At 70.6% G+C, this 12,363-nt stretch carries 12 protein-coding genes and 1 pseudogene; 9 read left to right on the top strand and 4 right to left on the bottom strand.

Going from position 1 to position 12,363, the window contains the following annotated elements; translation table 11 throughout:
- Positions 1–5: 5 nt before the first annotated feature.
- Positions 6–1,283: an extracellular solute-binding protein gene (locus LIV37_RS35735; protein ID WP_020871937.1), complete on the bottom strand. Its 1,278-nt coding sequence runs from the start codon at positions 1,281–1,283 to the stop codon at positions 6–8.
- A gap of 263 nt (positions 1,284–1,546) precedes the next feature.
- On the opposite strand from LIV37_RS35735, the gene LIV37_RS35730 reads away from it, so the two are divergent.
- The 8 genes and pseudogenes from LIV37_RS35730 to LIV37_RS35695 form a co-directional block, all read left to right on the top strand.
- On the top strand, positions 1,547–3,217 hold the full coding sequence (locus LIV37_RS35730; RefSeq protein ID WP_020871936.1) for a glycoside hydrolase family 13 protein: 1,671 nt from the start codon (positions 1,547–1,549) through the stop codon (positions 3,215–3,217).
- Between the two features lie 25 nt (positions 3,218–3,242).
- Positions 3,243–4,295, top strand: coding sequence for a LacI family DNA-binding transcriptional regulator (locus LIV37_RS35725; protein ID WP_020871935.1), 1,053 nt, complete (start codon positions 3,243–3,245; stop codon positions 4,293–4,295).
- 289 nt (positions 4,296–4,584) lie between these two features.
- Entirely contained in the window at positions 4,585–5,433 is an 849-nt protein-coding gene (locus LIV37_RS35720) for a phosphatase PAP2 family protein (protein WP_020871934.1), read from the top strand.
- A 142-nt stretch (positions 5,434–5,575) separates the two neighbouring features.
- A complete protein-coding gene (locus LIV37_RS35715) occupies positions 5,576–6,484 on the top strand; it encodes an HAD family hydrolase (RefSeq protein WP_020871933.1) in 909 nt (302 codons plus the stop codon).
- Between the two features lie 85 nt (positions 6,485–6,569).
- The gene (locus tag LIV37_RS35710) at positions 6,570–7,712 is read left to right on the top strand and encodes a threonine synthase (RefSeq protein ID WP_020871932.1); all 1,143 of its coding nucleotides are present in this window, start codon (positions 6,570–6,572) and stop codon (positions 7,710–7,712) included.
- On the top strand, positions 7,709–8,386 hold the full coding sequence (locus LIV37_RS35705; protein WP_020871931.1) for a helix-turn-helix transcriptional regulator: 678 nt from the start codon (positions 7,709–7,711) through the stop codon (positions 8,384–8,386). Before LIV37_RS35710 ends, LIV37_RS35705 begins: the two co-directional genes overlap by 4 nt.
- On the top strand, positions 8,386–9,312 hold the full coding sequence (locus LIV37_RS35700) for an aminoglycoside phosphotransferase family protein (RefSeq protein ID WP_020871930.1): 927 nt from the start codon (positions 8,386–8,388) through the stop codon (positions 9,310–9,312). Before LIV37_RS35705 ends, LIV37_RS35700 begins: the two co-directional genes overlap by 1 nt.
- A pseudogene (locus LIV37_RS35695) lies at positions 9,299–9,586 on the top strand (N-acyl homoserine lactonase family protein); the annotation flags it as partial. The gene LIV37_RS35700 and the pseudogene LIV37_RS35695, both read left to right, overlap by 14 nt.
- 22 nt (positions 9,587–9,608) lie before the next feature.
- On the opposite strand, the gene LIV37_RS35690 reads toward LIV37_RS35695, so the two are convergent.
- From LIV37_RS35690 to LIV37_RS35680, 3 genes are all read right to left on the bottom strand, one after another.
- On the bottom strand, positions 9,609–10,154 hold the full coding sequence (locus LIV37_RS35690; RefSeq protein ID WP_020871928.1) for a DinB family protein: 546 nt from the start codon (positions 10,152–10,154) through the stop codon (positions 9,609–9,611).
- A gap of 573 nt (positions 10,155–10,727) precedes the next feature.
- Entirely contained in the window at positions 10,728–10,937 is a 210-nt protein-coding gene (locus LIV37_RS35685) for a DUF397 domain-containing protein (protein ID WP_020871927.1), read from the bottom strand.
- Between the two features lie 10 nt (positions 10,938–10,947).
- On the bottom strand, positions 10,948–11,763 hold the full coding sequence (locus tag LIV37_RS35680) for a DUF5753 domain-containing protein (protein ID WP_020871926.1): 816 nt from the start codon (positions 11,761–11,763) through the stop codon (positions 10,948–10,950).
- A gap of 121 nt (positions 11,764–11,884) precedes the next feature.
- Here LIV37_RS35680 and LIV37_RS35675 point away from each other — a divergent pair, with 121 nt between their 5' ends.
- Positions 11,885–12,313, top strand: a complete 429-nt coding sequence (locus LIV37_RS35675; protein ID WP_020871925.1) for an ATP-binding protein — start codon at positions 11,885–11,887, stop codon at positions 12,311–12,313.
- Positions 12,314–12,363: the final 50 nt, after the last annotated feature.

Here is a 12,363-nt window from a genome sequence, read left to right as displayed (position 1 = left end):
CGGCCCTACTTCCAGTCGCCCTTGAGGAGCTTGCGGTACGCGTCACCGACCGCGTTTGCGGCCTTCTCCGGCGAGGTCTTGCCGGCGAGGACGCCCGGGAACTGCACCAGGATCGCCTGGAAGAGGCTGTTGCCCTCGGGGATCCAGGGGCGCTCGACGGCCTTGTCGACGGCGGCCTTGAAGAACTTCACGTTCGGGTTCGCGGCGACCGTCTTGTTGGAGTAGACGGAGGTGCGGGTGGGCAGCAGGGAGAGCTTCTCGGTGGTCTTGGCCTGCACCTCGGCCGAGCTCATGTACTGCGCGAAGGCGTAGGAGGCGTCCAGGTTCTTCGACCCGGCGTAGACGGTGAGGTTCTGGCCGCCCTGCGGGGCGCCCCGGCCCTTGCTGCCGGCCGGGACCGGGACCACTCCGAGGTTGGACTTGTCCTTGAACGCCTTGCCCGCCAGGGTGTCCTCGATCGCCCACGGCCCGTTGATCGTCATCGCGACGTCGCCGTTCTTGATGGCGTTCTGCATGTTGTCCCAGCCGTCGGTGGCGTCGGTCTCCGCCGCCTTGGAGGTGACCAGGTCGCGGGCGGCCGCGAACGCCTTGATGCCGGGCTCGTCGTCGATGGTGACCTTCTTGGCGCCGGTGTCGAGGAGGTCGCCGCCCTCGCCGTAGATGAAGGGCAGGTACCAGTAGGCGTCGTCGCCGCGCAGATAGAGACCGGTCTTGCCGGTCTTCTCCTTGATCTTCTTGGCGGCGGCCTTGAGCTCGGTCCAGTCCTTCGGCGGCTGGACCCCGGCGTCCTTCAGCATCTTCTTGTTGTAGAAGAGGCCGAGGGTGTCGATGACCTGCGGTACGGCGTAGGTCTTGCCCTTGAACTTGGCGCCTGCGAGCGCCTTGGGCAGATAGTCGGACTGGTCGGCGAGGGCCGGGGTGCCGTCCAGCGGGGCGAGATAGCCGATGTTGGCCAGGTCCTGGGTCCAGGCCACCTCGGTACGCAGCACATCGGGCGCGCCGGAGCCGCCGGAGCCGGCGGCGTTCTTGAACTTGGCCAGCGCGTCGCCGAAGGGCACATTGACGTAGTTGACCTTGACGTCGGGGTGCTTCTTCTCGAAGCCCAGGGCGAGCTCCTTGTACGTGCCCTTCTCCGCGTCGTTCGACGTGTCCCAGTACGTCACGGTGCCGGAGAGATGACCGCCGGACTTCTTGTCGCCGCTGCCGCCGTCGTCACCGCCGCATGCCGTCGCCGCGAGCGCCATGGCCGCGACGAGTGCGGTGGCCGCTATGCCACGTCGCATCTGAACTCCTCCAAAGCCGGCCGCTCCCTCGCGGCCCCAAGTTGCGGAGGAACGTAACAGGGCCGCAAGCCCACCGAAAGACCTTGCGGCAAATTTCTGCAAGGCGTCCGGCATCGTTACGTCCGCGTGTCCCCGAGGTGGCCGCTCCGCCCCCGTTCCGGCGCTTGACATACGCCCACAGCACGACCGGGGCACCCCCGAAGGGCACCAGCGCGCCCTGCAAGCTCTTCCGCAAGGCATTGCAGAGCTGTTACGTTCGCGCCATGACCCAGGAGCTCACGACCTCCCTTGCCACCGAGCCGGCGCGACCGTCCGAAGGCCACGGATGGTGGCGCGACGCCGTCATCTACCAGGTGTACGTACGGTCCTTCGCCGACAGCGACGGCGACGGGATCGGCGATCTGCGCGGGGCGCGGGAGCGGCTGCCGCACCTCGCCGGGCTGGGTGTGGACGCCGTCTGGCTGACCCCCTTCTACGCCTCCCCGCAGGCCGACGGCGGCTACGACGTGGCGGACTACCGCGCCGTGGACCCGCTCTTCGGCTCCCTCGGCGACGCCGACGACCTGGTGCGCACCGCCCATGAGCTGGGGCTGAAGGTGATCGTGGACGTCGTCCCGAACCACAGCTCGGACCAGCACCCGTGGTTCCGCGAGGCGCTCGCCGACCGGCCAGGCGGCGCGGCCCGCACCCGCTACCACTTCCGCCCCGGCCGCGGCGCCCACGGCGAACTGCCCCCGAACGACTGGGAGTCGGTCTTCGGCGGCCCCGCCTGGACCCGTACCACCGCTCCGGACGGCACCCCCGGCGAGTGGTACCTGCACCTGTTCGCCCCCCAGCAGCCCGACCTCAACTGGGACTCCCCCGAGGTCCGCGCGGAGTTCGACTCGGTGCTGCGCTTCTGGCTGGATCTGGGCGTGGACGGCTTCCGTATCGATGTCGCGCACGGCATGGTCAAGGCCGCCGGGCTGCCCGACATCGGCCGCACCGAACAGGCCAAGCTGATCGGCTCCCAGGTGCTGCCGTTCTTCGACCAGGACGGGGTGCACGAGATTCACCGCTCCTGGCGGCGGCTGCTGGACTCCTACCCCGGTGACCGGATCGGCGTCGCCGAGGCATGGGCGCCCACCGCCGAGCGGCTGGCCCTCTACGTACGCCCCGACGAGCTGCACCAGGCGTTCAACTTCCAGTTCCTGAAGTGCCCGTGGGACGCGGCCGCGATGCGCGAGGTGATCGACGAGTCGCTGGCCGCCACCGGCTCCGTCGGCGCCCCCACCACCTGGGTGCTCTCCAACCACGACGTGGTCCGGCACGCCACCCGCTACGCGGACGGAGCCGGTGGCGGCCCGGAGCGGGGGCTCGCCCGCGCCCGTGCCGCGGCCCTGCTCATCCTGGCGCTGCCCGGCTCGGCCTATCTCTACCAGGGCGAGGAGCTGGGCCTTCCCGAGGTGACCGAGCTGCCGGACGAGCTGCGCCAGGACCCGGCCTTCTTCCGCACCTCCGCCGACGGGCAGGAGGGCCAGGACGGCCAGGACGGCTTCCGCGACGGCTGCCGGGTGCCCCTGCCCTGGACCCGATCCGGTGACTCCCACGGCTTCGGCCCCGGCGGCAGCTGGCTGCCCCAGCCGGAGGACTGGGCCGAGCTGTCCGTCGAGGCGCAGACCGGCGACCCCGGCTCCACGCTGGAGCTGTACCGCGACGCGCTCGCGCTGCGCCGTGAGCTGCCGGGGCTCGGGGACGGGCCGATGAGCTGGCTGGACGCCCCGGCGGGGGTGCTCGCGCTGTCCCGGCCGGGCCTGGTGTGCACGCTCAACACGCTCGGGGAGGAGGTCGAACTGCCGGTTCCGGGGCGTGCGCTGCTCTCGTCGGCGCCGCTGGCGTACCAGGCCGGAACCGTGTGCATTCCGCCTGATTCGTGCGCGTGGTGGGCAATCTGACACGCGACCGGTACAGTCCCACTCCATGACCGCACGGCTTGCTGACATCGCAGCCCAGGCGGGGGTCAGCGAAGCCACCGTCAGCCGCGTCCTCAATGGCAGGCCGGGGGTGGCCGCGGCCACCCGCGAGTCCGTCCTCGCCGCTCTGGACGTCCTCGGCTATGAGCGGCCGGTGCGGCTGCGACAGCGCAGCGCCGGACTGGTGGGACTGATCACGCCCGAGCTGGAGAACCCGATCTTCCCCGCGCTCGCCCAGGTCATCGGGCAGGCGCTCACCCGGCAGGGCTACACCCCGGTGCTGGCCACCCAGACCCCCGGCGGCTCCACGGAGGACGAGCTGACCGAGATGCTGGTGGACCGGGGGGTGGCCGGGATCATCTTCGTCTCCGGGCTGCACGCGGACACCTCGGCCGATATGCAGCGCTATGACCAGCTGCGCGGCCAGGGTGTGCCGTTCGTGCTGGTGGACGGCTACTCGCCGAAGGTGCGGGCGCCGTTCATCTCCCCCGACGACCGGGCTGCGATGGGGCTGGCGGTCACCCATCTGGTCTCCCTCGGACACACCCGGATCGGTCTCGCGCTCGGGCCGAAGCGATTCGTACCCGTACTGCGCAAGATCGAAGGCTTTCAGCAGGCGATGCGGGACCGACTGGGGCTCTCCCCGGCCGAGTCCGAGGAGCTGATCCAGCATTCGCTGTACACCCTGGAGGGCGGCCAGGCGGCGGCGACCGCGCTGATCGAGCGGGGCTGTACGGCGGTGGTGTGCGCGAGCGACATGATGGCGCTGGGCGCCATCCGGGCGGCCCGGCAGCAGGGTCTTGCGGTCCCTCAGGACGTCTCGGTGGTCGGCTTCGACGACTCCCCGCTGATCGCCTTCACCGATCCGCCGCTGACCACGATCCGTAAACCGGTGCAGTCGATGGGGCAGGCGGCGGTGCGGGCGCTGCTGGAGGAGATCGGCGGCACCCCCGCCCCGCCCAGCGAGTTCGTCTTCCTGCCCGAGCTGGTGGTGCGCGGGTCCACGGCCTCGGCGCATGGTGTGGAGGCGCGGAGCCGGGCGGCCGGGGGCAAGGCCTGAGCCTCGTGCGGGGGATCGTGGCGCCGGCGGCGGGCTGTTCCCCTCCCCGAAGCCCCACCTTCCAGCCCCTCCGGCGTTCGAGGAGCGGGGTCTGGGGCGGAGCCCCAGTTGTGGGAAGGGGCGGGTAGGGGAAAGCCCCCGTCCGGGGTCCTCGTCCAGCGGCTCGGCACCCAGTGGACGTATAGGGGCATACGCCCCTTGGAGGAACCCCCGGACCAGGACATAAGCAACCAAGACCCGATGCCGTGGATGATCTGCGGATGGGCGTCGTCTGGCAGACTGTTGCCCTATGGGTGGAGCGACGATCAGGACCACGGCAGGCCGCACAGCCACCCCGGCACCCATCGCGGACACCGACGCGGAACGGGCACCGGGCCTCACCCTGATGAACCGGTTGCGTACCCCCAGAAGGCCCCGGCTCTGGTTCGAGATCGTCCTCATCGCCGTCAGTTACTGGACTTATTCGCTGATCCGCAACGCCGTCCCGGAGCAGCGGCCGGAGGCGCTGCGCAACGCGAGCTGGATCTGGGAGTGGGAGCACCGGTTCGGAATGGCCTTCGAGCGGGGCGTCAACCATGCGATCGACTCGGTCAGCTGGCTGATCGTGGGCATGAACTACTACTACGCCACGCTCCACTTCATCGTGACGCTCAGCGTGCTGGTGTGGCTCTACCACTGGCATCCGGGCCGTTACGCCGCCATCCGGCTGGCGCTCTTCGCGACCACGGGCGTGGCCCTGCTCGGCTACTACTTCTTTCCGCTGGCCCCGCCCCGGCTGATGAGCGGCGGCCACTTCATCGACACCGTGGTGGTGCACAACACCTGGGGCTCGATGGCCTCGGGGAACCTCGCCGATATGTCGAACCAGTACGCGGCGATGCCCTCGATGCACATCGGCTGGTCGCTGTGGTGCGGTCTGACCATCGCGACGCTGGCGCGCCCGGTGTGGGTGAAGGCCCTGGGGCTGCTCTACCCCTCGGCCACGCTGCTGGTGATCGTCGCCACCGCCAACCACTTCTGGATGGACGCGGTCGGCGGGGTCATCTGTCTCTCCTTCGGCTTCGCGCTGTCGTGCGCGTGGTACGGCTCGCTGCCGTACCGGCTGCCGAGGCAGGTGGCCGTGATCTGCACGGCTTGATCGTCCCCGGCGGAGCCGCCATTCTCTGTTCCGCAAGGTCGACATGAGTTCACATGTCGACATGGTTCAGGGGCTCCATGTGTCGCGCTGATTCGACGCGGAATGAGCACGATGAGCGTGACGAAAGGGACCACCGGCCACCGTGCACACCGCCGACGCCGCCACCGCTGCCGCTTCTCCCTTATCCACTTCCGCATCCGCCTCCGAGTCCCCGGGCGCGCCGCTCCCCCGGCCCCGTACCGCCGGGCGGCCCCGCTTCCCGCTGGTGGCCACCGACCTCGACGGCACCCTGCTGCGCGGGGATCTGACGGTCTCGCCGCGCAACCGTGAGGCGCTGGCCCTGGTCCGGGCCGCCGGGGCGCGGCATCTGGTGGTCACCGGGCGCCCGGCCGCGTCCTGCCGGGAGTTCCTGGTGGCGATCGGCTACCGGGGGCTCGCGGTGTGCGGACAGGGCGCGCAGCTGTACGACGCCTCCGCGGACCGGCTGCTGGTCTCGGCGTCGCTGGACCGGGAGCTGGCCCGGTCGGTGGTGGAGCGCACCGAGGAGGCGCTGGGCGCGGGGCCGCTGGAGCTCGCCGTGGTGACCGCGGCGCCCGAGAACCGCTTCGTCGTCACCGCCCGCTTCACCGACCGGATGCGCCCGGAGTGGGGGCTGGCCGAGCGGGCGGAGCTGTGGGCGGCGCCGATCGAGAAGGTGCTGATGCGCCACCGGACGGTGGCGGACGGGCTGGTGGCGGCGGCCGCGCAGCGGGTGGGCGCGGGCGAGGTGGCGGTGACCCACTCCGAGAAGGGCATGATCGAGGTGCTCCCGGCCGGGACGGACAAGTCGGTGGGGCTCCAACTGGCCGCCGACCGCATGGGGTTCACCCCCGCCGAGACGGTCGCGTTCGGCGATATGCCCAATGACATCCCGCTGCTGGGCTGGGCCGGGTACGGGGTCGCGATGGGCAATGCCCACCCGGAGCTGAAGGCGATGGCCGACGAGGTGGCGCCGGCGAACGAGGACGACGGGGTCGCGGTGGTGCTGGAACGGCTGTTCGCCCACCCTTGAGCGGCCCTCGCACCGCACTCGCGGTGACCTCGAGCAGCCCGCCAGTCCCTTGACTGGATATACACAACTAAACAAAATATCTAAGGTGCGAGCTGAACCAGGATCCGAACCCCGCTACGTCGACGAGCGCTCCGGCGCCACTTACCCGATCGACGACCCTCGCTGGTGCGGCGATGACGGGGCTCCCCTCACCGTCTCCGCACTGCCCGGCATCACCCGCGAGCAGGTGGACACCGGGGCCCGGTCACTGTGGCGCTACCGAGCGGCCCTCCCGGTGCGCATCGACGCCCCGGTGTCACTGGGAGAAGGGTGCACCCCGCTGGTCGAGAAGAGCTGGGGGGAGGATCGGATTCTCTTCAAGCTGGAGTGGTTCAGCCCCACCGGCAGCTTCAAGGACCGCGGTACCAGCGTGATGATCTCGCTCCTCGCCCAGCGCGGCGTACAGGAGGTCATCGAGGACAGCTCCGGCAACGGCGGGGCCTCCGTCTCCGCGTACTGCGCCGCCGCCGGCATCCGCGCCCGGATCCTCGCCCCCGCCACCACCTCCCCCGCGAAGGTCCTCCAGAGCCGGGCCTACGGCGCCGAGGTCCAACTGGTGCCCGGCGACCGGGACGCCACCGCCGCGGAGGCGCTGCGCCAGTCGGCCCATACGTACTACGCCAGCCACAACTGGCACCCCTTCTTCCTCCAGGGCACCAAGACCCTCGCGTACGAGCTGTGGGAAGACCTGGGCTTCACCGCACCGGACGCCGTGGTGACCGTGGCGGGCGCGGGCAGCACCGTACTCGGCTGCGACCTCGGCTTCTCCGAACTGCTCGCCGCGGGCCAGATCGCCCGCCGCCCCCGGCTGCTGGTGGCCCAGCCCGCCCACTGCGCCCCGCTGCACGCCGCGTTCCGCGCGGGCACCGAGACGCCCGTGCCCTTCGACCACGCCCCGACCATCGCCGAGGGCACGGCCATCCGCGAGCCCGTCCGCTTCCCCGAGGTGCTGCGCGCCGTCCGCCGCTCGGACGGCGACATGGCGGCCATCCCGGAGGACGCGATCGCCGCGGCGGTCCGCCGGCTGGCCGCGATGGGGCTCTACGCGGAGCCGACCAGCGCGACGGCGGCCGCCGCGATCGAGGTCTTCCGCGCCCGGGGCGCGATCCGCCCCGGTGAGACCACGGTGGTGCTGCTGACCGGCTCGGGCCTGAAGGCGACGCCGACGATGACGGAGCTCTTCGGGTGACCGAGAAGAGGAGTCAGGAGACGACGGGAACCCCCGAGGACGAGCTGCTGCTCCGCGAGGCCGAGAAGATCGTGGTCGCCCTCGGCCGGATGTTCCCCGGGCTGTGCGAGGTGGTCCTCCACGATCTGCGCAACCCCGACCAGTCCATCCGCGCCATCGAGAGCAATCTCTCCGGCCGCGAGGTGGGCCAGCCCGCCACCGAGCTGGGCCTGGCCCGGATGCGGGACCCCGGCTTCCCCGACATCGTCCAGAACTACGCCAACCGCTTCCCGGACGGCCGCCCGGCGAAGAGCACCTCGATCGGCATCAAGAACAGCGCGGGCCAGTACGTCGCCGCCATCTGCCTCAACCTGGACGTCTCCCTCTTCGCGAGCGCCGCCCGCAGCCTCAACAACCTCGTCCGGACCGATGAGCAGGAGCAGCCGCTCACCGAAACCCTCCGCGCCCGCACCGCCGCGGAGCTGCGCACCGTCATCGAGGAATTCGCCGCCGCCCGCGGCCAGACCCCGCGCAGCCTGGGCACCCCCGCCAAGAAGGAACTCGTCCGCACCCTCAAGACCAGCGGCTACCTCCAGGTGAAGCACTCCGTCCAGGTGGTCACCGAACTGCTGGGGGTCTCCCGCGCCACGGTCTACAACTACCTGCGCTCGCCCGACGCCGGAGACCACCCCTGATGACCCCGCCGATCCGGCGCATCGACGTCCCCGAAGCCTTCGCCGCGTCGTTCGGCGAGCACGACGCCACCGGCCGCGCCTGGCTCGCCGCGCTGCCCCGGCTGGCCACGGACTTCCTCGACCGCTGGGATCTGCGCCCGGCCGGTCCCGCCGCCCATGGCATGGCCTCGCTCGCCCTCCCGGTGACCGGCGCGGACGGAACTCCCGCGGTCCTGAAGCTCCAGCAGGTCAGGGAGGAGACCGAGGGCGCCCCGCTGGGCCTGCGGACCTGGAACGGCAACGGCGTGGTGCTCCTGCTCGACCACGACCCGGACACGGGCACCATGCTGCTGGAGCGCCTGGACGCGTCCCGTCCGCTCTCCTCGCTGCCCGACGACACCGCCGCGATGCGCGTCCTGGCCGACCTGCTGGCCCGGCTGACCTCGGTACCCGCCCCCGGCGGCCTGCGCCGGCTGTCCGACGTCGCCGCCGCCATGCTCGGGCAGACGCCCGACGCCGTACCGGCCCTGCGCGACCCGGCCGAACAGCGGCTGGTCCGCGCCTGCGCCTCCGCCGTGGCCGAACTCCTCGACGAACCGGGCGACCGGCTGTTGCACTGGGATCTCCACTACGACAACATCCTCGCCGGTAAGCGTGAGCCCTGGCTGGCCATCGACCCCGAACCGCTCACCGGCGACCCCGGCTTCGAACTCCTCCCGGCGCTGGACAACCGCTGGAACGAGGTCCTGGCCACCGGCGACCCCACCTGTGCGGTACTCCGCCGCTTCGACCTGCTGACCGAGGCCCTCGGCCTGGACCGGCGGCGGGCCACCGGCTGGACCCTCGGCCGCGTCCTACAGAACGTCCTCTGGGACATCGAAGACGGCAAGACCGCCCTGGAACCGGCCCAGGTCATCATCACCACGGCCCTGATGGCCCACCGTTAGCCGCTCTGCTCCCGGCAGAGCGCCGAGCGGCCACACCGACGGCCATCAGTCACTGGTCGTGCGCCAGTCCGACGGCACGGTGATCCTCGCCGGTCAGGCCCATGACTTCGCCTCCGAGTTCGCCTCGGACCACCTGGCCCGCAGGGCCGCCCTCGACGGCGTGGCGCAGCCCCTTCCCCTGTACCGCCCCTGGCTGGACCGCCTCGTCGACTTCGCCCCCCGCCGCGTCCTCTTCGCCCACGACTGCGCGGTCTGGGAGCCGTCGGACGGCTGACGGTCTCGCCTCAACTTCCCGTTCATCCCATGGTCTTGGCGCCGTCCAGGGACTCGCGAATGATGTCGGCGTGCCCGGCGTGCTGCGCGGTCTCGGCGATGACCTGCAGCAGCACCTGACGGGCCGACCAGCGCACGCCGGACTCGAACCACGGCGCCTCCGGCAGCGGCTGGGTCGCGTCCAGGTCGGGCAGGGCGGCGATCAGCTCGTCGGTCCGGTGGGCCACCGCCGCGTACTCAGCAAGTACGCCGACCAGCGTCTCGCCGGGCAGCAGCCGGAACTCGTCAGCCCGCTTGGCGAAGTCGGCCTCGGTCATGGCGGTGAAGTCGGGCATGGCCGACGGGCCGTCCAGGATGAAGTCCACCCAGACCCGCTCCACCGCGGCGACGTGCTTGACCAGACCGCCCAGGCACAGTGCGCTGACGGTGGTGCGCAGCCCGGCCTGCTCGTCGCTGAGGTCGCGAGTGGTGAAGCGCAGGAAGTCCCGGTGCTTGCTCAACGTCCGCAGCAGGTCGGCGCGCTCGCCGGTGAGGGTCGCCGACTCGCTCGGGCTCAGGGTCTCGGTCATGATCTCCGCCTTCGGTTGGTCCCGTGTTCCTCGGTCAAGAACGACAGTAGGAGCCACAGCGGACAGTTTCTGTCCTCAATTCCGGGAGAATCGGAGACATGGCGAACACCAGCGCGTGTGCTTTTCGCCCACGACTGTGCGGTCTGGGAGCCGTCGGGCGACTGACGGTTTCGTCTCGCGCCTTCGGCGCCTTTGAGCATGGGGCCGGAGGTGGGAGGCGCGGGTGGCGTCGCCGGTCGGCGGGCCGTGGGTGGCGGGGCCGGTGGCGGCTCCCGTGCACAGGGGCCTGTGCCGATGCCGGACCGCCGGGGGTACCCCCTGGAAAACCTTTGACAAATTAGTTGCTTCAGATCAAGCGTTTTCGGAAGAGGTACCCGGAGGGGCCGTCAGTCCGGCCGGGCCCCAGCCCAGGACCGCAGAAGCCGCCACCGGGACGCACCACCACCGGCCCGTCATCCGGCGGCGAGGCCCGCGCCCCCCATCCGCCGTCCCCTGCTCAATGGCGCCGAAGGCGCGACACGAAACCCGCACCGCGCCACCGGCGGCCCCAACACCGGAACGCGGCCACGACGCTCACACACTCCCCGACAGATGGTCGAAATCACCCCGCTTGAGCCCCCGGATAAAGGCGGCCCATGGGGCAGGGTCCGTGGTGATGACGGCCGCCGGGTCGTCGCTCTCGCGCAGACGTATGAGGCCGTTCGGTGCCGTGGCGACTTCGACGCAGTCCTGACCTCCGACTCCGCTGCTGAAACTCGACTTTCGCCATTCGAGCCCGGACATGAGGTTCTCCTCAGAGCGTGTACAGCAGATGCTGCACGAGCCTAAGTGAGTCACTGCGCATATAGGACCCGCGTTCGGGAGTCGGGTCAATGGGTGACAGCGCTGCCGTCGTGAGACGTTCGAAAGCGGTGCCGTACTGGGCGAGATGCGCCTGGTCTCCGAGGAACGCCGAAGACACGGGGTGCTCCACGTAGACCGTGTTCAGCTCGGGCACCTCGGCCTCGAAGAGGATGAACGCAGCCGCCGGCGTCGCCGGGGAGAGGGTCGCCTTGAACGGCAGGAGCTGGATGTGGACATGCGGCAGCCGAGCCATCTCCACAAGGTGCTCGATCTGGCGACGCATAACGCCGTTCTCCACGAACTGCATGTGGAAGGCCGCCTCGTGGATGACCGCGTGAAAGGTGGGCGGGGACTCCCCGGCCAAGACCTCCTGACGCTTCAGCCGGAACTCGACGTACGTGTCCAGCAAGCTGGGATCGGCCTCTGGCTCACCTCCTGCCGTGAGGGCTCGGGCGTACTCGGGCGTCTGGAGCACCCCGGGCACATACATCCACTGGAACGAGCGGTGAGCCACCGAAGTCGCCTCAAGCTCCGCGAGATCACGAGCGCTCTGAGAGAGCGGGGACTTGCGGTAGTCCGACCACCACCCCTTCCCCTTGGACTCGCTCATGGCGACGAGCGCGTCGGACAACGATTCATCTTGGCAACCGTATCCGGCGAGCAGCGCACGGAGCTTCACCTCGGGAATGGCCGTTCGACCGGCCTCGATATGCCCGAGGTGCGGCGAGCCCAGAGCGGCGAACGCCCCCGCCTCCGCTGCGGACAAGCCGCGCTCATTGCGAAGCCTCCGCAGTTCCGACCCCAGACGCCGTTGCCCCTATCGTCGACGACGAATCGCCCAACCGGTGTCAGCCCAACGGCCGTTGGCCGAAGGAGGCAACATCACCATGAGCGCCCAGCTCCCCCGCGCCAACTTCTCCCTCGTCTTCCCGCCCGACCCCGGCTGGGTCCGTACCGCCCGAGAAGCCGTCCGCACCGCCCTGCGCACCGCGAACCGCTCCGACTTAACGGATACCGCTCTGCTCCTGACCTCCGAAGCCGTCACCAACGCCGTCAACGCCTGCCGGACCAACGGCTGCTCGGCCCCCGTCACCCTCTACGCCGAGTGGGGGCCGTACGGCGCCCTCCGCGTTCTCGTGAGCGACGACGCCCCCGGCCTCCCCGCCCAGCGCAGCCTCGCCCGGGACACGGCCGACGCCGAGAACGGCCGAGGGCTGCTCATCATCGGCAGCTCCGCCGCCGACTGGAGCGTCTGCCACCACGGACCGGGCCCCGGGAAGGCGGTTTGGTTCCAGGTCAACGGGGCCGGTTCCTGAGCGGTCCAGTTGCTCAATCGCCGACGTACACGAGAGAGCTCGGAGCTCGT

The organism is Streptomyces rapamycinicus NRRL 5491 (assembly GCF_024298965.1).
Lineage (GTDB): Bacteria > Actinomycetota > Actinomycetes > Streptomycetales > Streptomycetaceae > Streptomyces > Streptomyces rapamycinicus.
Note: the sequence above shows the minus strand (reverse complement) of the source record. Positions and strands in the feature narration are given on the sequence as shown.